Consider the following 23,416-nt stretch of genomic DNA (forward strand, 5'->3'; position numbering starts at 1 on the left):
GAATAGAGTCACCACCGGCGAGGCGGCATCACTGCGCCCGTGGGCTTTTGTTATGTGTCAGACAATAATGGAATCATGTTCCAGCAATTCATCCAGCGTAACGCGTGCTCCCTGCAACATGACCAATTGTGCGGAGTTGAACGCCGTACCCTGGCCGTCACGGTCGAGGGCGATCACCGTGTTGCCATCAATGGTTTCCACGGAAAGCCAGTCGCCGGCATCGCTGGTTCCAGCGTCCCAGCCTTGCAGTAACGAGCTGATATCAATCCGATCACCATCCGCCAGCGAGAAGTCCGTCCAGGTATCGCTGCCGTTGCCTCCCGTTGCGTCCGCTGTATCCAGCAGGTTGAAAATTAATGAGTCGCTGCCGCCGCCGAGTGTAAAAGTGTCGTCATAAGCCGAACTGATGGTGATGTCGCTATGGCTGCCGCCGTTCAGTTGCAGCGCCAAGTCAATGGTCAGCGTAGAGCTGGCGGTTTCCCCGTCCGCGGCGTTCAGGGTGTAATTGAAGGTTTCTTTCTGGGTAATGGCGGTGAGCGCCACATCGCTGTTCAGAGTATAGCTGTACCCGCCGTCGATATTGAGCGTCAACACGCCATATTTACCCTGCACCGTCGCCGTCGCGTCGCTGGTGAGGGTGGAGTCCAGCGTAGTGACATTGCCATTGACATCGGTAATGGAAAGCGTGGTATCCACGGAAACGAGTTGGTCGGCAGCGTTCTCTTCCGAACCGCTGCCATCAAAGATATTCCCCGCAACGGTGGCGGTTTCGGTCTGGAAATCACCCAGAAGCACCTTGGTGCCTGTCACTTCGGCGCTCACCGTAATCCCTCCCACGGCTAACGCGCCGATGGAACCGGTAAAGTTTAAGGTGTAGTCGCCAGCCGCAAGTTCCAGACTCCCCAGCGAGGCGGTCGCGCTGCCGCCAAGCAAGGTACCGCTGGCCACCGTACCCGATGCCAGTTGTGTTCGGTCGCTGCTCAGCAATGTCCAGCTAATACTCAGATTGCTCAAGCTGAGTAATGAATCCACATTAAAGGTGATGACGGCGTCTTTCACCGCCGTCTGCTCCGCCACCGTAACCATACCGCTGGCGCTCGCTGAGGTAGAACTAAGAAGTCTGGAGCTCCAGGTGACGGAGCCCGCATCGCTGTCGCTGTAATCCGTCTCTTGCTGCACCATTGTCGCAGGCAGGGTGACGCTGTCGTCCACCGCGATCAACGGGCGGGAAACCAGAGCGATGTTCAGGGTGCCATTGTCGGATTCGCCATCCGGCGCCGTCACCGTATACACGAAGCTGTCCGGGGCGGTAATGCTATCCGCGCCCACACCGGCGTTTAGCGTATAGGTGTAGTTGCCCAGCGCGTCGATGCTCAACACGCCGTACGCGCCGGTAACGCTGGTGCTGCCCTCGGCGGCGACCTCTATCCCGTTCACTGAGCCGATCGACGATCCCACAGGCGCGGTGTCATCTTCCATCACGTTGCCGGAGGTGCTGGCGCTGACCGTTTCCACGGTATAAACATGATCTTCCAGGATATTCAGTGTGTACCCCGTCAGCACACTGATACCGTAAGCGGTATCCAGCAGGAACAGGTACTCACCGTCTGTCAGCGTCAGCGTCAGTTCATCGGATGAGCCACCCAGCAATGGGACGGTCAGCCAGCCTTCCACCGTGCGGTACTGATCATACTGCTGGGTAGCGTCATTAAATTTGTAGATATAGAGATCAAAGCCGGACAACACAGATACACCGCCCACTGACGCCTGAACCGTCATCGTCCGGGTTGCGCCCTCTTCCACATCAAAAATGATCGGGTTGGTGAGATCGTCCAACACGCCGACATCCAGCACACTGCCCAGTCCAATGTTCAGCACGGTGTAACCGCCTTGCGACCCACTGCCGTTATCGATCGCATCCACCGTGGTTTCAAAGGTAATGGAAGCCGAGTCATCCACGGCAATCACATTACCGGGCGCATTGATTTCCGTCCCCAGCGATACCAACAAATCAGCCGCGACCGTTGCGCCATTCCCGGTTAACGTATAAGTAAAGCTTTCTGTTTGGCCTAGCACCGCCGTGGAAGTGTTAGTCAGCGTGTAGGTATAACTGCCATCCAGATTGATGGTCAGCGTGCCGTATTCTCCCTGGACAATGGTGCCATCCGCCGTGACAGAAACCACCTCCCCCGCACTGTTTGTGACCTGCGTCACCACCGTACCGGCCGGCGCGATATCCGTACCATGGGCAGGGTCGTCATCCGTAATGAGGTTACCGGTGTAGCGGGTTTCCCCGCTTACCACGCCTGCGGCGGTCTGGATAACCTCCGCCGCCACGCTGATGTAGGAGCCAACCGCCAGCAAAGTGGTGTTATAAGCCAGCACGCGGTAAGTGCCTTCACCTAAATTCTCAAGGTTCAGCGTAACGCCGTTATTGCCGATGGTCAGCAGGCCGGCCCACTGCGAGTTCGACGTATCGATCACCGTGCTCCAGGCATCGGTATCCGCGCTATATTGCTGCACCATGACGCCCATCGTGTTAAGCAGCGACAGCACCCCGCCGGTGGCATTGGCCTCCAGCACCACATCCGCCGTGGCGCCGTCATCAATCGTGAAGGTAACCTGCGCGTTGTCATCCCCCAGCAATGATGCGATATTGCCCAACGCCCCCACGACCAACAATCCCCAGTCACTGTACGATTCGCTGGTGACTGCCGCATCGCTGGTCAAAGCCAATAACACCTCGTTGTCGTTCGCCGCCAACACCAACACCGGCGCGGTAACACTTATCGCTGCCGAGACATTCCCCGCCGCATCGGTGGCCGTAACCGACAACAGCTCGCCGTTGGCTTGCGCATACGGGAAGGTGTAGATGTAGTTACCGTCCGCATCCGCCTGTACGCTGGCGACCGTACCGTCCGCCAACGTGATAGCCACACTGCTGCCACCTTCAGCCACCCCGCTGATACTGCCGCCATCGTCGCTGATAGTGGCGGTCGGCGCGTCCGGCGCGGTAATGTCAGGTAAAGTGATCGTAGCCGAAACGCTGCTGTTACCCGCCGCATCGCTGGCGACGGCCGTTAACACCTCGCCGTTAATTAGCGCTGGCGTCAGCGGCACGGTAAAACTGCCATTGTCACCCACCGTCACGTTGCCCAGTTCAGTCCCGGCGGCATCGGTGATGATAACGGTACTCCCCGCTTCGGCTTTACCACTCACCGATGAACCGTCTGGCGCCGCCAGCAGATCGGCTGGCGCCACAGGCGCGGTGGTGTCAAGTGCTGTCGCCGTGGCCGGTGCGGAAATATTCCCCGCCGCATCCGTTGCGGTCACCGTCACGGCTTCACCATTGGTCAACGCGGTCGGCAGACCGACACTGTACACGCCGGACGTATCCGCGGTTGCCGTCAGAGTGGTATTGCCCGGCAATGTGACGGTCACCGTGCTGTTTGGCTCGGCGCTGCCGCTTACCGTCAGACCGTTATCACTGATGGCGGCGACCGGGGTAGTTGGGGCGGTGATATCCGGCGCGGTGACCGTTGCCGCAGCAGAAGCATTCCCCGCCACATCCGTTGCGGTTACCGTCAAAGCTTCGCCGTTGATCAACGCGGTCGGCAGATTGATGCTGTACACGCCGGATGTATCCGCGGTTGCCGTCAAAGTGGTATTGCCCGGCAATGTGACGGTCACCGTGCTGTTTGGCTCGGCGCTGCCGCTTACCGTCAGACCGTTATCACTGATGGCGGCGACCGGGGTAGTTGGGGCGGTGATATCCGGCGCGGTGACCGTTGCCGCAGCAGAAGTATTCCCTGCCGCATCGCTGGCGACGGCCGTTATCGCCTCGCCATTGGTCAGCGCTGGCGTCAGCGGCACGGTAAAGCCGCCATTGTCTCCGGCAGTGACGCTGCCCAGTTCAGTCCCGGCAGAGCTGGTGATGACGACAATACTCCCCGCTTCGGCAGTACCACTGACGGATGAACCGTCTTCCGCCACCAGCAGATCGGCTGGCGCCACAGGTGCGGTGGTGTCCGGCGCGGTGACCGTGGCCGCAGCAGAAGCATTCCCCGCCGTATCGCTGGCGATAACGGTGATCACTTCACCGTTGGTTAACACTGGCGTTAATGCCACGGTAAAGCTGCCATTGTCTCCGGCAGTGGCGCTGCCCAGTTCAGTTCCGGCGGCATCGGTGATGGTAACGGTACTCCCCGCTTCGGCAGTACCACTCACCGATGAACCGTCCTCCGCCACCAGCAGATCAGAAGGCGCCACAGGTACAGTGATATCCGGCGCGGTGACCGATACCGCAGCAGAAGCATTCCCCGCCGTATCGCTGGCGATAACGGTGATCACTTCACCGTTGGTTAACACTGGCGTTAATGCCACGGTAAAGCTGCCATTGTCTCCGGCAGTGGCGCTGCCCAGTTCAGTCCCGGCGGCATCGGTGATGGTAACGGTACTCCCCGCTTCGGCAGTACCACTCACCGATGAACCGTCTTCCGCCACCAGCAGATCAACTGGCGCCGCAGGCGCGGTGATATCCGGCGCCGTCGCGGTAGCGGGCGCCGACACATTCCCCGCTGCATCCGTTGCGGTCACCGTCACGGCTTCACCATTGGTCAACGCGGTCGGCAGACCGACACTGTACACGCCGGACGTATCCGCGGTTGCCGTCAGAGTGGTATTGCCCGGCAATGTGACGGTCACCGTGCTGTTTGGCTCGGCGCTGCCGCTTACCGTCAGACCGTTATCACTGATGGCGGCGACCGGGGTAGTTGGGGCGGTGATATCCGGCGCGGTGACCGTTACCGCAGCAGAAGCATTCCCCGCGACATCCGTTGCGGTTACCGTCAAAGCTTCGCCGTTGATCAACGCGGTCGGCAGATTGATGCTGTACACGCCGGATGTATCCGCGGTTGCCGTCAGAGTGGTATTGCCCGGCAATGTGGCGGTCACCGTGCTGTTTGGCTCGGCGCTGCCGCTTACCGTCAGACCGTTATCACTGATGGCGGCGACCGGGACGTCGGGTGCGGTGATATCCGGCGCGGTGACCGTTACCGCAGCAGAAGCATTCCCCGCCGTATCGCTGGCGATAACGGTGATCACTTCACCGTTGGTTAACACTGGCGTTAATGCCACGGTAAAGCTGCCATTGTCTCCGGCAGTGGCGCTGCCCAGTTCAGTCCCGGCAGAGCTGGTGATGACGACAATACTCCCCGCTTCGGCAGTACCACTGACGGATGAACCGTCTTCCGCCACCAGCAGATCGGCTGGCGCCACAGGTGCGGTGGTGTCCGGCGCGGTGACCGTGGCCGCAGCAGAAGCATTCCCCGCCGTATCGCTGGCGATAACGGTGATCACTTCACCGTTGGTTAACACTGGCGTTAATGCCACGGTAAAGCTGCCATTGTCTCCGGCAGTGGCGCTGCCCAGTTCAGTCCCGGCGGCATCGGTGATGGTAACGGTACTCCCCGCTTCGGCAGTACCACTCACCGATGAACCGTCTTCCGCCACCAGCAGATCAACTGGCGCCGCAGGCGCGGTGATATCCGGCGCCGTCGCGGTAGCGGGTGCCGACACATTCCCCGCTGCATCCGTTGCGGTCACCGTCACGGCTTCACCATTGGTCAACGCGGTCGGCAGACCGACACTGTACACGCCGGACGTATCCGCGCTTGCCGTCAGAGTGGTATTGCCCGGCAATGTGACGGTCACCGTGCTGTTTGGCTCGGCGCTGCCGCTCACCGTCAGGCCGTTATCACTGATGGCGGCGACCGGGGTAGTTGGGGCGGTGATATCCGGCGCGGTGACCGTTGCCGCAGCAGAAGCATTCCCCGCCACATCCGTTGCGGTTACCGTCAAAGCTTCGCCGTTGATCAACGCGGTCGGCAGATTGATGCTGTACACGCCGGATGTATACGCGGTTGCCGTCAAAGTGGTATTGCCCGGCAATGTGACGGTCACCGTGCTGTTTGGCTCGGCGCTGCCGCTTACCGTCAGACCGTTATCACTGATGGCGGCGACCGGGGTAGTCGGGGCGGTGATATCCGGCGCGGTGACCGTTACCGCAACAGAAGCATTCCCCGCTACATCCGTTGCGGTTACCGTCAAAGCTTCGCCGTTGATCAACGCGGTCGGCAGATTGATGCTGTACACGCCGGACGTATCCGCGGTTGCCGTCAGAATCGTGTTGCCCGGCAATGTGACGGTCACCGTGCTGTTTGGCTCGGCGCTGCCGCTTACCGTCAGACCGTTATCACTGATGGCGGCGACCGGGGTAGTTGGGGCGGTGATATCCGGCGCGGTGACCGTGGCCGCAGCAGAAGCATTCCCCGCCGTATCGCTGGCGATAACGGTGATCACTTCACCGTTGGTTAACACTGGCGTTAATGCCACGGTAAAGCTGCCATTGTCTCCGGCAGTGGCGCTGCCCAGTTCAGTTCCGGTAGAGTTGGTGATGGTGACGGTACTCCCCGCTTCGGCAGTACCACTCACCGATGAACCGTCTTCCGCCACCAGCAGATCAACTGGCGCCGCAGGCGCGGTGATATCCGGCGCCGTCGCGGTAGCGGGCGCCGACACATTCCCCGCCGCATCCGTTGCGGTCACCGTCACGGCTTCACCGTTGATCAACGCCGTCGGCAGATTGATGCTGTACACGCCGGATGTATCCGCGGTTGCCGTCAAAGTGGTATTGCCCGGCAATGTCACGGTCACCGTGCTGTTCGGCTCGGCGCTGCCGCTTACCGTCAGACCGTTATCACTGATGGCGGCGACCGGGGTAGTCGGGGCAGTGATATCCGGCGCGGTGACCGTTGCCGCAGCAGAAGCATTCCCCGCGACATCCGTTGCGGTCACCGTCACGGCTTCACCATTGGTCAACGCGGTCGGCAGACCGACACTGTACACGCCGGACGTATCCGCGGTTGCCGTCAGAGTGGTATTGCCCGGCAATGTGACGGTCACCGTGCTGTTCGGCTCGGCGCTGCCGCTTACCGTCAGACCGTTATCACTGATGGCGGCGACCGGGGTAGTCGGGGCGGTGATATCCGGCGCGGTGACAGTAACTGAAACAGAAGTATTCCCTGCCGCATCGCTGGCGACGGCCGTTATCGCCTCGCCGTTGGTCAGCGCTGGCGTCAGCGGCACGGTAAAGCCGCCATTGTCTCCGGCAGTGACGCTGCCCAGTTCAGTCCCGGCAGAGCTGGTGATGACGACAATACTCCCCGCTTCGGCAGTACCACTGACGGATGAACCGTCTTCCGCCACCAGCAGATCGGCTGGCGCCACGGGTGCGGTGGTGTCCGGCGCGGTGACCGTTACCGCAGCAGAAGCATTCCCCGCGACATCCGTTGCGGTTACCGTCAAAGCTTCGCCGTTGATCAACGCGGTCGGCAGATTGATGCTGTACACGCCGGACGTATCCGCGGTTGTCGTCAGAGTGGCATTGCCCGGCAATGTCACGGTCACCATGCTGTTTGGCTCGGCGCTGCCGCTTACCGTCAGACCGTTATCACTGATGGCGGCGACCGGGGTAGTTGGGGCGGTGATATCCGGCGCGGTGACCGTTGCCGCAGCAGAAGCATTCCCCGCGACATCCGTTGCGGTTACCGTCACGGTTTCACCATTGATCAACGCCGTCGGCAGACCGACACTGTACACGCCGGACGTATCCGCGCTTGCCGTCAGAATCGTGTTGCCCGGCAATGTGACGGTCACCGTGCTGTTCGGCTCGGCGCTGCCGCTTACCGTCAGACCGTTATCACTGATGGCGGCGACCGGGGCATCCGGCGCGGTGATATCCGGCGCTGTCGCCGTGGCCGGTACAGAAATATTCCCCGCCGTATCGCTGGCGATAACGGTGATCACTTCACCGTTGGTTAACACTGGCGTTAATGCCACGGTAAAGCTGCCATTGTCTCCGGCAGTGGCGCTGCCCAGTTCAGTCCCGGCGGCATCGGTGATGGTAACGGTACTCCCCGCTTCGGCAGTACCACTGACGGATGAACCGTCTTCCGCCACCAGCAGATCGGCTGGCGCCACAGGTGCGGTGGTGTCCGGCGCGGTGACCGTGGCCGCAGCAGAAGCATTCCCCGCCGTATCGCTGGCGATAACGGTGATCACTTCACCGTTGGTTAACACTGGCGTCAGCGGCACGGTAAAGCTGCCATTGTCTCCGGCAGTGGCGCTGCCCAGTTCAGTCCCGGCGGCATCGGTGATGGTAACGGTACTCCCCGCTTCGGCAGTACCGCTTACCGATGAACCGTCTTCCGCCACCAGCAGATCAACTGGCGCCGCAGGCGCGGTGATATCCGGGGCCGTCGCGGTAGCTGGCGCCGACACATTCCCCGCCGCATCCGTTGCGGTCACCGTCACGGCTTCACCATTGGTCAACGCGGTCGGCAGACCGACACTGTACACGCCGGACGTATCCGCGGTTGCCGTCAGAGTGGTATTGCCCGGCAATGTGACGGTCACCGTGCTGTTTGGCTCGGCGCTGCCGCTTACCGTCAGACCGTTATCACTGATGGCGGCGACCGGGGCAGTTGGAGCGGTGGTGTCAAGTGCAGTTGCCGTGGTCGGTGCAGAAATATTCCCCGCTGCATCCGTTGCAGTCACCGTCAAAGCTTCGCCGTTGGTCAGCGCGGTCGGCAGACTGATGCTGTACACGCCGGACGTATCCGCGGTTGCCGTCAGAATCGTGTTGCCCGGCAATGTCACGGTCACCGTGCTGTTTGGCTCAGCGCTGCCGCTCACCGTCAGACCGTCCTCACTGATGACGGCGACCGGGGCAGTCGGCGCGGTGATATCCGGCGCTGTCGCCGTGGCCGGTACAGAAATATTCCCCGCTACATCGCTGGCGATGGCCGTTATCACCTCGCCATTGGTCAGTGCTGGCGTCAGCGGCACGGTAAAACCGCCATCGTCACCCACCGTCACGCCGCCCAGTTCAGTCCCGGCGGCATCGGTGATGGTAACGGTACTCCCCGCTTCGGCAGTACCACTCACCGATGAACCGTCTTCCGCCACCAGCAGATCGGCTGGCGCCACAGGTACGGTGATATCCGGCGCGGTGACCGATACCGCAGCAGAAGCATTCCCCGCCGTATCGCTGGCGATGGCCGTTATCACCTCGCCATTGGTCAGTGCTGGCGTCAGCGGCACGGTAAAACCGCCATCGTCTCCGGCAGTGACGCTACCCAGTTCAGTCCCGGTAGAGTTGGTGATGGTGACGGTACTGCCTGCTTCGGCAGTACCACTGACGGATGAACCGTCTTCCGCCACCAGCAGATCGGCTGGCGCCACAGGCGCGGTGGTGTCCGGCGCGGTGACCGTGGCCGCAGCAGAAGTATTCCCAGTTCCGTCCGTGGCAGTGACTATCAGTTGTTCTCCGGCGGTTAATGCTTCCGGCAGCGTGATATTCCAGGTGCCATTTTCCGCTGCCGTAACGGTCTGCGTACTGTTGTCCGGCAACGTCACCGTGACAGTACTCCCCACTTCGGCTGTACCATTTATCGCAGCGCCATCTTCGGTGATATAAGCATTCGGCACATCCGGCGCGGTGATATCCGGGGCGGTGACAGTAACTGAAACAGAGATATTCCCTGCCGCATCGCTGGCGATGGCCGTTATCGTCTCGCCGTTGGTTAACGCAGGCGTCAACGGCACGGTAAAACCGCCATCGTCACCCACCGTCACGCCGCCCAGTTCAGTCCCGGCGGCATCGGTGATGGTAACGGTACTCCCTGCTTCGGCAGTACCACTCACCGATGAACCGTCTTCCGCCACCAGCAGATTAGAAGGCGCCACAGGTACAGTGATATCCGGCGCGGTGACCGTTACCGCAGCAGAAGCATTCCCTGCCGCATCACTGGCGACGACCGTTATCGCCTCGCCATTGGTCAGCGCGGGCGTCAACGGCACGGTAAAACTGCCATCGTTCCCAACCGCTACGCTGCCCAGTTCAGTCCCGGCGGCATCAGTGATGACGATGGTACTCCCCGCTTCGGCAGTACCACTCACCGATGAACCGTCTTCCGCCACCAGCAGATCAACTGGCGCCGCAGGCGCGGTAATGTCCGGCGCCATCGCGGTAGCGGGCGCCGACACATTCCCCGCCGCATCCGTTGCGGTCACCATCACGGTTTCGCCGTTGGTCAATGCGGTCGGCAGACCGACACTGTAAACACCAAATGTATCCGCGGTTGCCGTCAGAATCGTGTTGTCCGGCAATGTGACGGTCACCGTGCTGTTCGGCTCGGCGGTGCCGCTTACCGTCAGACCATTATCACTGACCACCGCTTCCGGTACGTCCGGCGCAGTGGTGTCCGGTACGGATATATCCGGGGCAGTCACGGTGGCGGGGGCAGAAGTATTCCCAGCTCCGTCCGTGGCAGTGACTATCAGTCGTTCTCCGGCGGTTAATGCTTCCGGCAGCGTGATATTCCAGGTGCCATTTTCCGCAGCCGTAACGGTCTGCGTACTGTTGTCCGGCAACGTCACCGTGACAGTACTGCCCACTTCGGCTGTACCATTTATCGCAGCGCCATCTTCGGTGATATAAGCATTCGGCACATCCGGCGCGGTGATATCCGGCGCGGTGACCGTTACCGCAGCAGAAGCATTCCCCGCCGTATCGCTGGCGATAACGGTGATCACTTCACCGTTGGTTAACACTGGCGTTAATGCCACGGTAAAGCTGCCATTGTCTCCGGCAGTGGCGCTGCCTAGTTCAGTCCCGGTAGAGTTGGTGATGGTGACGGTACTCCCCGCTTCGGCAGTACCGCTTACCGATGAACCGTCTTCCGCCACCAGCAGATCGGCTGGCGCCACGGGTGCGGTGATATCCGGCGCGGTGACCGTTACCGCAGCAGAAGCATTCCCCGCCGCATCCGTTGCGGTTACCGTCACGGTTTCACCATTGATCAACGCCGTCGGCAGACCGACACTGTACACGCCGGACGTATCCGCGGTTGCCGTCAGAATCGTGTTGCCCGGCAATGTGACGGTCACCGTGCTGTTCGGCTCGGCGCTGCCGCTCACCGTCAGACCTTCCTCACTGATGACGGCGACCGGGGCAGTCGGCGCGGTGATATCCGGCGCTGTCGCCGTGGCCGGTACAGAAATATTCCCTGCCGCATCGTTGGCGATGGCCGTTATCGCCTCGCCGTTGGTCAGCGCTGGCGTCAGCGGCACGGTAAAACTGCCATCGTTCCCAACCGCTACGCTGCCCAGTTCAGTCCCGGCGGCATCAGTGATGACGATGGTACTCCCCGCTTCGGCAGTACCACTCACCGATGAACCGTCTTCCGCCACCAGCAGATCAACTGGCGCCGCAGGCGCGGTGGTGTCCGGCGCCGTCGCGGTAGCGGGCGCCGACACATTCCCCGCCGCATCCGTTGCGGTCACCATCACGGTTTCACCATTGATCAACGCCGTCGGCAGACCGACACTGTACACGCCGGACGTATCCGCGGTTGCCGTCAGAGTGATGTTGCCCGGCAATGTCACGGTCACCGTGCTGTTTGGCTCAGCGCTGCCGCTTACCGTCAGACCGTTATCACTGATGGCGGCGACCGGGGTAGTTGGGGCGGTGATATCCGGCGCGGTGACCGTTGCCGCAGTTGAAGCATTCCCTGCCGTATCGCTGGCGATGGCCGTTATCGCCTCGCCGTTGGTTAACGCGGGCGTCAGCGGCACGGTAAAACTTCCATTGTCTCCGGCAGTGGCGCTGCCCAGTTCAGTCCCGGCAGCATCAGTGATGGTGACGGTACTCCCCGCTTCGGCAGTACCGCTTACCGATGAACCGTCTTCCGCCACCAGCAGATCAGAAGGCGCCACAGGTACGGTGATATCCGGCGCGGTGACCGTTGCCGCAGTTGAAGCATTCCCCGCCGCATCGCTGGCGATGGCCGTTATCGCCTCGCCGTTGGTTAACGCGGGCGTCAGCGGCACTGTAAAACTTCCATTGTCTCCGGCAGTGGCGCTGCCCAGTTCAGTCCCGGCAGGGTTGGTGATGGTGATGGTACTCCCCGCTTCGGCAGTACCACTCACCGATGAACCGTCTTCCGCCACCAGCAGATCGGCTGGCGCCACAGGTGCGGTGGTGTCCGGCGCGGTGACCGTTACCGCAGCAGAAGCATTCCCCGCTACATCACTGGCGACGACCGTTATCGCCTCGCCATTGGTCAGCGCGAGCGTCAGCGGCACGGTAAAACTGCCATCGTTCCCAACCGCTACGCTGCCCAGTTCAGTCCCGGCGGCATCAGTGATGACGACAATACTCCCCGCTTCGGCTGTGCCGCTCACCGATGAACCGTCTTCCGCCACCAGCAGATCGGCTGGCGCCACGGGTGCGGTGATATCCGGCGCGGTGACCGTTGCCGCAGCAGAAGTATTCCCCGCTACATCGCTGGCGATGGCCATTATCACCTCGCCATTGGTCAGTGCTGGCGTTAGCGGCACGGTAAAACCGCCATCGTCTCCGGCAGTGACGCTACCTAGTTCAGTCCCGGTAGAGTTGGTGATGGTGACGGTACTGCCTGCTTCGGCAGTACCACTGACGGATGAACCGTCTTCCGCCACCAGCAGATCGGCAGGCGCCGCGGGTGCGGTGGTGTCCGGGGCCGTCACGGTAGCGGGTGCGGAAATATTCCCCGACGCATCCGTTGCGGTCACCGTCACGGTTTCGCCGTTGGTCAATGCGGTCGGCAGATTGATGCTGTACACGCCGGACGTGCCCGCGCTTGCCGTCAAAGTGGTATTGCCCGGCAATGTGACGGTCACCGTGCTGTTCGGCTCGGCGCTACCGCTCAATGTCAGACCGTCCTCACTGATGACGGCGACCGGGGCAGTCGGCGCAGTGGTGTCCGGTACGGATATATCCGGGGCAGTCACGGTGGCGGGGGCAGAAGTATTCCCAGCTCCGTCCGTGGCAGTGACTATCAGTTGTTCTCCGGCGGTTAATGCTTCCGGCAGCGTGATATTCCAGGTGCCATTTTCCGCTGCCGTAACGGTCTGCGTACTGTTGTCCGGCAACGTCACCGTGACAGTACTCCCCACTTCGGCTGTACCATTTATCGCAGCGCCATCTTCGGTGATATAAGCATTCGGCACATCCGGCGCGGTGATATCCGGGGCGGTGACAGTAACTGAAACAGAGATATTCCCTGCCGCATCGCTGACGACGGCCGTTATCGCCTCGCCATTGGTCAGCGCTGGCGTCAGCGGCACGGTAAAGCCGCCATTGTCTCCGGCAGTGACGCTGCCCAGTTCAGTCCCGGCAGAGCTGGTGATGACGACAATACTCCCCGCTTCGGCAGTACCACTGACGGATGAACCGTCTTCCGCCACCAGCAGATCGGCTGGCGCCACGGGTGCGGTGATATCCGGCGCGGTGACCGTGGCCGCAGCTGAAGCATTCCCTGCGACATCTCTGGCGACGACCATTATCGCCTCGCCGTTGGTTAACGCGGGCGTCAACGGCACGGTAAAACCGCCATCGTCACCCACCGTCACGCCGCCCAGTTCAGTCCCGGCGGCATCGGTGATGGTAACGGTACTCCCCGCTTCGGCAGTACCACTCACCGATGAACCGTCTTCCGCCACCAGCAGATCGGCTGGCGCCACAGGCGCGGTGGTGTCCGGCGCGGTGACCGTGGCCGCAGCAGAAGTATTCCCAGTTCCGTCCGTGGCAGTGACTATCAGTTGTTCTCCGGCGGTTAATGCTTCCGGCAGCGTGATATTCCAGGTGCCATTTTCCGCTGCCGTAACGGTCTGCGTACTGTTGTCCGGCAACGTCACCGTGACAGTACTGCCCACTTCGGCTGTACCATTTATCGCAGCGCCATCTTCGGTGATATAAGCATTCGGCACATCCGGCGCGGTGATATCCGGGGCGGTGACCGATACCGCAGCAGAAGCATTCCCCGCCGTATCGCTGGCGATAACGGTGATCACTTCACCGTTGGTTAACGCTGGCGTTAATGCCACGGTAAAACCGCCATCGTCTCCGGCAGTGACGCTACCTAGTTCAGTCCCGTTAGAGTTGGTGATGGTGACGGTACTCCCCGCTTCGGCAGTACCACTGACGGATGAACCGTCTTCCGCCACCAGCAGATCGGCTGGCGCCACGGGTGCGGTGATATCCGGCGCGGTGACCGTGGCCGCAGCTGAAGCATTCCCTGCGACATCTCTGGCGACGACCATTATCGCCTCGCCATTGGTCAGTGCTGGCGTCAGCGGCACGGTAAAACCGCCATCGTCTCCGGCAGTGACGCTACCCAGTTCAGTCCCGGTAGAGTTGGTGATGGTGACGGTACTGCCTGCTTCGGCAGTACCACTGACGGATGAACCGTCTTCCGCCACCAGCAGATCGGCTGGCGCCACAGGCGCGGTGGTGTCCGGCGCGGTGACCGTGGCCGCAGCAGAAGTATTCCCAGCTCCGTCCGTGGCAGTGACAATCAGTTGTTCTCCGGCGGTTAATGCTTCCGGTAGCGTGATATTCCAGGTGCCAATTTCCGCTGCCGTAACGGTCTGCGTACTGTTGTCCGGCAACGTCACCGTGACGGTACTCCCCGCTTCAGCAGTACCATTTACCGCAGCGCCGTCTTCGGTGATATAAGCATTCGGCACATCCGGCGCGGTGATATCCGGGGCGGTGACAGTAACTGAAACAGAGATATTCCCTGCCGCATCGCTGGCGACGGCCGTTATCGCCTCGCCATTGGTCAGCGCTGGCGTCAGCGGCACGGTAAAACTGCCATCGTCTCCGGCAGTGGCGCTGCCCAGTTCAGCCCCGGCAGAGTCAGTGATGGTGACAGTACTCCCCGCTTCGGCTGTGCCGCTCACCGATGAACCGTCTTCCGCCACCAGCAGATCGGCTGGCGCCGCAGGTACGGTGGTATCCGGGGCCGTCACGGTGGTCGGTGCGGAAATATTCCCCGCCGCATCCGTTGCGGTCACCATCACGGTTTCGCCGTTGGTCAATGCGGTCGGCAGACCGACACTGTAAACACCAAATGTATCCGCGGTTGCCGTCAGAATCGTGTTGTCCGGCAATGTGACGGTCACCGTGCTGTTCGGCTCGGCGGTGCCCCTTACCGCCAGACCATTATCACTGACCACCGCTTCCGGTACGTCCGGCGCAGTGGTGTCCGGTAAGGATATATCCGGGGCCGTCACGGTGGCGGGGGCGGAAATATTCCCAGCTCCGTCCGTGGCAGTGACTATCAGTTGTTCTCCGGCGGTTAATGCTTCCGGCAGCGTGATATTCCAGGTGCCATTTTCCGCTGCCGTAACGGTCTGCGTACTGTTGTCCGGCAACGTCACCGTGACGGTACTCCCCACTTCGGCTGTACCATTTATCGCAGCGCCATCTTCGGTGATATAAGCATTCGGCACATCCGGCGCGGTGATATCCGGGGCGGTGACAGTAACTGAAACAGAGATATTCCCTGCCGCATCGCTGGCGACGGCCGTTATCGCCTCGCCATTGGTCAGCGCTGGCGTCAGCGGCACGGTAAAACTGCCATCGTCTCCGGCAGTGGCGCTGCCCAGTTCAGCCCCGGCAGAGTCAGTGATGGTGACAGTACTCCCCGCTTCGGCTGTGCCGCTCACCGATGAACCGTCTTCCGCCACCAGCAGATCGGCTGGCGCCGCAGGTACGGTGGTATCCGGGGCCGTCACGGTGGCGGGGGCGGAGATATTCCCCGCCGCATCCGTTGCAGTCACCATCACGGTTTCGCCGTTGGTCAACGCGGTCGGCAGATTGATGCTGTACACGCCGGACGTGCCCGCGCTTGCCGTCAGAGTGGTATTGCCCGGCAATGTGACGGTCACCGTGCTGTTCGGCTCGGCGCTGCCGCTCACCGTCAGACCGTTATCACTGATGACGGCGACCGGGGCGTCGGGTGCGGTGGTATCCGGGGCCGTCACGGTGGTCGGTGCGGAAATATTCCCCGCCGCATCCGTTGCGGTCACCATCACGGTTTCGCCGTTGGTCAATGCGGTCGGCAGACCGACACTGTAAACACCAAATGTATCCGCGGTTGCCGTCAGAATCGTGTTGTCCGGCAATGTGACGGTCACCGTGCTGTTCGGCTCGGCGGTGCCCCTTACCGTCAGACCATTATCACTGACCACCGCTTCCGGTACGGCCGGCGCAGTGGTGTCCGGTACGGATATATCCGGGGCCGTCACGGTGGCGGGGGCGGAAATATTCCCAGCTCCGTCCGTGGCAGTGACAATCAGTTGTTCTCCGGCGGTTAATGCTTCCGGTAGCGTGATATTCCAGGTGCCAATTTCCGCTGCCGTAACGGTCTGCGTACTGTTGTCCGGCAACGTCACCGTGACGGTACTCCCCGCTTCAGCAGTACCATTTACCGCAGCGCCGTCTTCGGTGATATAAGCATTCGGCACATCCGGCGCGGTGAGGTCCGGTGCGGTCGCCGTGGCCGGTGCGGAGATATTCCCCGCCGCATCCGTTGCGGTTACCGTCACGGCTTCACCGTTGATCAGTGCTGGCGTTAGCGGCACGGTATAGCCGCCATCGTCTCCGGCAGTGGCGCTGCCCAGTTCAACCCCGGCAGAGTCAGTGATGGTGACAGTACTCCCCGCTTCGGCTGTGCCGCTCACCGATGAACCGTCTTCCGACACCAGCAGATCAACTGGCGCCGCAGGCGCGGTGATGTCCGGTGCCGTCGCGGTAGCGGGCGCCGACACATTCCCCGCCGCATCCGTTGCGGTTACCGTCACGGTTTCGCCATTGGTTAATGCGGTCCGCAGAAAGATGTGGTAAGCGCGAGTCACATCTGCCGTTGCCGCCATCGCCGTGTTATCCGGCAGCATCACGGTCATCGTATTGTACGGCTCCGCCGTCCCGCTCACCGTCAGGCCGTCATCGCTCACGGCGGCAGTCGGGGCGGCCGGCGCGGTAGTATCCGGCGCCATCGCGGTAGCAGGCGCCGACACATTCCCCGCCGCATCCGTTGCGGTCACCGTCACGATTTCGCCATTGGTCAATGCGCTTCGCAGAAAGATGTGATAAACGCGAAACGCATCTGCCGTTGCCGTCATCGCCGTGTTATCCGGCAGCATCACGGTCATCGTATGGTACGGCTCCCCCGTCCCGCTCACCATCTGGCCGTCATCGCTGACGGCGGCAGTCGGGGCGGCCGGGGCGGTAGTATCCGGCGCCATCGCGGTAGCGGGTTCCGACACATTCCCCGCCGAATCCGTTGCGGTTACCGTCACGACTTCGCCGTTAGTCAATGCAGGCTGCACATCAAGACTGTAAACGCCCGTCCCATCCGCGGTTGCCGTCAGGGTGGTGTTGTCCGGCAGCATCACGGTCACCGTATGGCCTGGTTCCGCTCCACCACTAATGGTGGAGCCATCCTCACTGATATTGACGGTCGGCACATCGGGGGATCTCGGGGCGGCGCGTTCGCCATCACTGCTGTGATCAGACATCACAGCAATCACGCCCGCTACCCCGGCGACGCCCGCCGCGGCCAAAGCAAACGGCAGTGCACTACCGCCGACGGAGGCCGCGCCTTCGGCGCCGACCATAATCTCATCAATACTAAAAATAGATTCAAATTGAGGTTGATTTGCAGGATCCTTTATCCACCAGAGCGCACCCTCGTCCTCCAGCACCAATTCACTGACACCTGGTTCACCAGAGACATAAAAGCTTTTTAATACCACTTTTTCACCGGTGTGCAATTCCACTACCAAATCACCGCCAGAGCGGGTCATCGCACTAATTTCTTGCCGACCAGCCTGCAATTTCACAATGGAAGGAGAAGGCAAATTCAGTTCTCCCGAAGAGATATTAACCACAGAGTTGACACCGCTGTCCTTTGCGGTGATGGAGAAAGTTTTCATTTAATCTTCACTCCCCATCGAGTATTGATGATCTTCGGTTTTAAAAAAGAATAATTGAATACGGGTTCGGCATATCTGCTAGAATATTAGTTAACACACTAATTAATTTATTATTAATAATTTCTCAAAATGGCGATCCGGGCTAAAGAAACCTTAAGAAATAGCTTCCTGACAAATAAGAAAACCCTGTTTTTTTTAGAAAAATCGAATGAATATATAGCGGTAAAAAACTGTCTACCGCTGAGTTGCTTGCCTTCTATTACTATAATTAATATATTTTATTTCCTCGAAAATTGATGGGTGTGATTACCTGAAAAAAATACGTACTGTATATTTTATTTAGCACACGCCAAGCGAGATGCAAGGCGGCGCAAAGAATTTTTGCTTAACGCCATTTTCTAAAAATCGGCGCCGTAACTAATTTTTCTTTGCATTTCAGCAGTAAAACACAGACTCAATGACGCGAATCAGCCGCCATCAAGATCACTACTATCAATGAGAGATATTGTGAATAGAAAAAATTATCAGCATTCGTCTCTTTGATTAATTTTTTACAACGCGGAATTCGCTCTTTTCCACACGGATAATTGGGGGCTAAAACACGCATAACCAATCGCCTCTGAATAATATCATCATGATGATGAGCACTTTCCCTTATAATAGCATTAACCATATTAATGGAATTACGATCGAATTATTTAAATAAAAAATACGCCACACTGAGTACACACACCCATTTTGAAAATTCGTCGATTAAAACCATAAAAATATCACTTCAATTCACTGGACCACTAAAAAAATGGATCATTCATCGTTATATTAGCTTTCGCCGAGGGGTAATAATTTCAGAGATTTTGTATAATTAAAGAAGATACTACCTGGCAGAATAAGGCTTTTCCCCGAACAACATGAATATGCTGTTTTCCTTGATTCAATCCCGCACCAAATACCCTCATAGGTCTATGTCCAGATGTGACGTATGGCATTTAAGGCGATCTCTTCGATCACGAGTCCGCGTTGTCACGAGCAAACATCCGCTCCTTGCATCTCCGCGTCGCGTCCGCGACAGAATCGCCACTTTCCCGAAGAGCAAGGCTAAGAGGTCATCAATAAGGTGGCCGGCATTCTGTATGAGGCATTTCACGTGACGATCGCCGGATAGGGCCGAGTTAACTGTGAACCCGCTTCCTGGCCAGGAAGTTTTCCGGCTAGTACCCTTGTGCCATCACCGCTATTTGCAAGTTTGAGAAATCACATAATTCAACCGCTTTTTCCGCAATGGCGGGAACAATGCCAAATGTACGGTCGGTTCGATACATAACGGAATAACGCACCAGAGGAGGAGCCGGTTTTAATCTTATAATTCCCAGTTTTTTTTGTTCTACCAGAAAGTTTAAACATTTCACAGGAAGGTAGGTGATGCCGATACCTGAAATCGCCAGTCCGATTTGGGCAAGTAGATTGTTGCTGATGATGTGTTTATTAAACGTTACGCCCCGGCTTGAAAAATAGCGTTCATAAATCAGGCCGGTCCCGGAATGCGATCCTTGTAATAAAAAGGAATACTCGGGGATATCCAATAAGTCCAACTCAGTCCCAGGAGGAATAAGCTTAGGAGAACACATCCACGCATTTTCAACGTTTTTTAGCGGCACGGAGATTAACCGTACATCATTAAAGATATCGGGAACGATGATTAAATCCAATAAGTCGTTGTTTATATTTTCGTACAACACCGAACTTAATTCGATTGAAGGTTCGATCCGTACTTTGGGATACAGTGTTCGGATCGATTCGATCAAACTTGGCAGCCAGGTCATGGCCGTCAATTCCGTTACTCCCAGACGTAACCGGCTGATCAGCACTTTTTTGTCGCTGATCCTTTCCAGCAGTTGATCACGTCGATGGATAATGTCTGTGCAATAATCCAGCAATTCCCGTCCCTTTTCTGTCAGTTGGGCGCTACGACTGCTTCTGTCGAAAATTTCAATATTGAATGACTCCTCCAGTTCGTGGATACGCTTTGAGATCGCTGATTGGGACATGTTGAGTTTACTGGCGGCCGACTCGAAACTGCCTGACGTCACTATCCAATAAAGCGCATCCATCTGTTTGAATGTAATCATTGCGGCCTCTCATTACTAAAAGTGATGGTTTTTCTTTATAAAATATCGCTAAAACTATTTAAATTCTATCAGTAGTATCACTGCTGCGTTACGTACAGATAACAAACAACCAGACAACGATTGTGTCCGCCCGCACCCAACAGCGCGGTAAATAGCAAGACACAAACGGATACTTTGATGAAGAGGGGGAAAAATGAACCTGCCCGGAAGCGTGATCAATCCTGCGCCAAACCCTATCAGCCCGCAAGTCCGCGACGCCTTTATGGATGTCGTCACTCCCCATATCAGTGACAATGTATCCCGTAGTATCGGTATTGGCGGTCTGACTCGTTATCACCGAAGCGGGAAGCTGGTAGGCACCGCGCTTACGGTAAAAACCCGCGGGGGTGACAATCTTTTAGTCTATAAGGCCATGACCATGATCAAACCCGGCCACGTGCTGGTGATCGACGCCGAAGGAAGTCTTAATAATGCAGTGATCGGTGAATTGATCAAACTGGAATCGTTAAGGCGCGGCTGCGTCGGCTTCATTGTGGATGGCGCGATACGGGATGTCGCCAGCTTTGTCGATACGCCCTGCTATGCCAGAGGCGTGACGCATCGGGGACCTTATAAAGATGGCCCCGGCGAAGTCAATGTGCCGGTTTTTATCGGCGGTCAAATTGTCAATCCAGGCGATATCGTCGTGGGCGATGAGGACGGCGCTGTCTGCTTTGCGCCTGAATTTGCTGACGATCTACTGGCTCTGGCGGCCCGGCACGCCGCGAAAGAACACGCGATCAAACGACAAATCGCCTCCCAGGCGCAAGACCAGACCTGGTTTACCGATGTACTCAGACAAAAAGGTCTTATGTAAATGATGGCAAATAAACAGCAAATATCCGATCGCCTGAGCCGTATCAAGCCCTCTCCCAGCCTTGCCGCCAACGATCTGGTCACTCAACTGCGCGCCGAAGGCAGGGATATTATCAATTTCACCGTCGGCGAACCGGACTTTGATACGCCTGAACATATCATCGCCGCGGCGATTTCCGCCATGCGCAACGGTGAAACCCACTATACGCCTGCCAGTGGGACGCTGGCGCTGAGAAAAGCGGTAAGTGAAAAATTAAGCAGGGACAACCGGCTGGATTACGCGCCGGATGAGATTGTCTGCGGCTGCGGAGGCAAACACATTATTTTCCATGCGTTTGCGTCTACATTGATTGAACAGGACGACGTCATCATTCATGCGCCGTACTGGGTTTCTTACCCGGATTTAGCGCTATTGAACGACGCACGTCCGATTATTATTGAAGGGCGGGAAGAGACGGATTTCAAACTTACGCCGCACGAACTGGAAAACGCGATAACCTCTAACACCAAATGGCTGGTATTAAACTCGCCGAACAATCCGAGCGGCGCCGTGTATACAGCCGGCGAGCTTGCCGCCCTTGCCGATGTGTTGAGAAAACATCCCAACGTGCTCATTATGCTGGACGAAATCTATGAATATTTTGTCTATGAGGATAATAAACACATCTCAATGGCGGCGATTGCCCCTGACTTGAAAGCGCGCATTTTAATCATTAACGGTGCTTCTAAAGGCTATGCCATGACCGGCTGGCGTCTGGGCTATGGCGCCGGCCCGAAGTGGCTGATTTCCGCCATTGCCAAACTGATTTCGCAGACGACAACCTGCCCCAGTTCGGTCAGCCAGGCGGCCGCCATTGCCGCTTTCTCCGGCGACCAGGCCCCCGTTCAACATATGCTGGAAATTTACCGCCAGCGCCGCAATCGGATATCGGAACGGCTGGGTGAGGTGCCGGAGTTGCAATTTACGCCGCCAGCAGGCGCATTTTATTTATTTATCAACGTCGCTGGACTATTGGGAAAAACAACGCCTACAGGCCGACACATCCGTTCGGATGACGACGTGGTGACGTATTTACTCCACGAAAGCGGTGTCGCCACCGTGAGCGGACGCGCTTACGGCATGTCGCCTTATATCCGAGTATCCTTTGCCAGTTCGCTGGACAATATTGAAGAGGGATGCCGCCGGATTAAAAGCGCGTTATCCCTATTGGCATGATGCTATCGCCGCGCAGCCTGTTGCGATCTGATTATCGGGGCATTCTCAAGGATGAGCGCCCTTTGCACACGCCCGGCATTACCCGAATACCGGCTACTTATTGCTGCTGAAAAAATAGGATTGATACGTTCGCATCTGAACAAATAAAAGCCATACCCTTTTTAATAAACCAATGTTGTCATGTTCGTTAGCTCGAAACTGTACTTTCATTCACCATCCTTTTTTACCTATTAAAATTTTATTTTTTATCTTTGTACCATAATAAAAATTGATATTTATTCTCCATCAGAAATAGGTGTCGGTCTGGTTGTTGCACTGGCTGAAACATGAAAAAAAGTAATTTTAAAGTAGCATAAAAAATCACTTTTTTTACCGCAATGAATAGTCTATTACTGATATTTATAGGCTATCGCTTGAAGCTATATACCCTCTTTTTGATGGGGGACAGACCTTTCTTTTAACCGAGGAGAATGACAATGCGTAAAACAGTAATAGTGACATTGGGCGCGGCGGCAATGTCTTTGCTGACGGCTACATTTGCCCATGCCGACCAGCTTGCCGATATCAAAAATAAAGGGACGCTGGTATGTGGAACACTGGGCACGGCCGAACCGTTTAGTTCTCCCAATCCCCAGTCACGGGAAATTCAGGGATATGACGTTGATTTTTGTCATGCTATCGCCAAAGAACTGGGGGTTAAACCGGCGCTCAAATTGATCTCTGTCGCCGCGCGCATCCCTGAATTGCAACAGGGCCGGGTCGATGTGCTGGTCGCTAATCTCGGCTGGACGCCGGAGCGTGCGCAGCAAATCGCCTACAGCGACAGTTATTATGTCAGTTTGCAGAAAGTCGCGGCTAAACGCAGCCAGGGCTATAAAACGCTGGACGATCTCGCAGGTAAACGCGTCAGCGCGCCCAAAGGCTCAACCTCTGAAATGGCGGTGAAAAGTCGTTTACCCAGCGCCAGAGTCGTCACTTTCCAGGACCCTCCCGCCGCCTTTCTCGCCATGCAGCAGGGTAAGGTGGAAGGTTTTGCCGTTTCTGAAATTATGTTGATGAAATTCAAAAAACAGGTTGAGAGCAGTGCGCCGATCGACATTCTTGAGCCCGAGTTGATGACGGAAGCATGGGGTATCGGAATGAAAAAAGACGAAACCGCGTTGATCGACAAGGTCAACGGCATTCTGCAATCAATGGAAGCATCGGGTGAAGCACGGCAAATCTTTGATAAGTGGCTGGGAGAAGAAACACCTTATGGCCTGCAACGCAGTTTTACTATCAAGCCCATTAATGGCTGATAGGCGTTGATCCCGCTGAAATATATCAGGAGTCG

At 57.9% G+C, this 23,416-nt stretch carries 5 protein-coding genes; 3 read left to right on the forward strand and 2 right to left on the reverse strand.

All coding sequences use genetic code 11. From position 1 onward, the window contains the following. Positions 1–57: 57 nt before the first annotated feature. Together EH207_RS14795 and EH207_RS14800 are read right to left on the reverse strand one after the other, a co-directional pair. Positions 58–17,886 carry a BapA/Bap/LapF family large adhesin gene (locus EH207_RS14795; RefSeq protein ID WP_137714690.1) on the reverse strand — a complete coding sequence of 5,943 codons (17,829 nt, stop codon included), beginning with the start codon at positions 17,884–17,886 and terminating at the stop codon, positions 58–60. A gap of 1,208 nt (positions 17,887–19,094) precedes the next feature. Beyond that, positions 19,095–20,012 (reverse strand): LysR family transcriptional regulator, encoded by a 918-nt coding sequence (locus tag EH207_RS14800; RefSeq protein WP_137714691.1) that lies wholly within the window; start codon positions 20,010–20,012, stop codon positions 19,095–19,097. A 193-nt stretch (positions 20,013–20,205) separates the two neighbouring features. Between EH207_RS14800 and EH207_RS14805 the strand changes: the two genes are divergently transcribed. The 3 genes from EH207_RS14805 to EH207_RS14815 all read left to right on the forward strand — a co-directional run bounded on the left by EH207_RS14805 (position 20,206) and on the right by EH207_RS14815 (position 23,381). After that, positions 20,206–20,868 (forward strand): RraA family protein, encoded by a 663-nt coding sequence (locus EH207_RS14805; RefSeq protein WP_137714692.1) that lies wholly within the window; start codon positions 20,206–20,208, stop codon positions 20,866–20,868. Next, positions 20,869–22,083: a pyridoxal phosphate-dependent aminotransferase gene (locus EH207_RS14810; protein ID WP_246048893.1), complete on the forward strand. Its 1,215-nt coding sequence runs from the start codon at positions 20,869–20,871 to the stop codon at positions 22,081–22,083. It abuts the gene before it with no gap. A 476-nt stretch (positions 22,084–22,559) separates the two neighbouring features. Then, entirely contained in the window at positions 22,560–23,381 is an 822-nt protein-coding gene (locus EH207_RS14815) for an ABC transporter substrate-binding protein (protein ID WP_137714693.1), read from the forward strand. The last annotated feature ends 35 nt before the right edge of the window (positions 23,382–23,416 follow it).

Source organism: Brenneria rubrifaciens, assembly GCF_005484945.1.
Classification (GTDB): domain Bacteria; phylum Pseudomonadota; class Gammaproteobacteria; order Enterobacterales; family Enterobacteriaceae; genus Brenneria; species Brenneria rubrifaciens.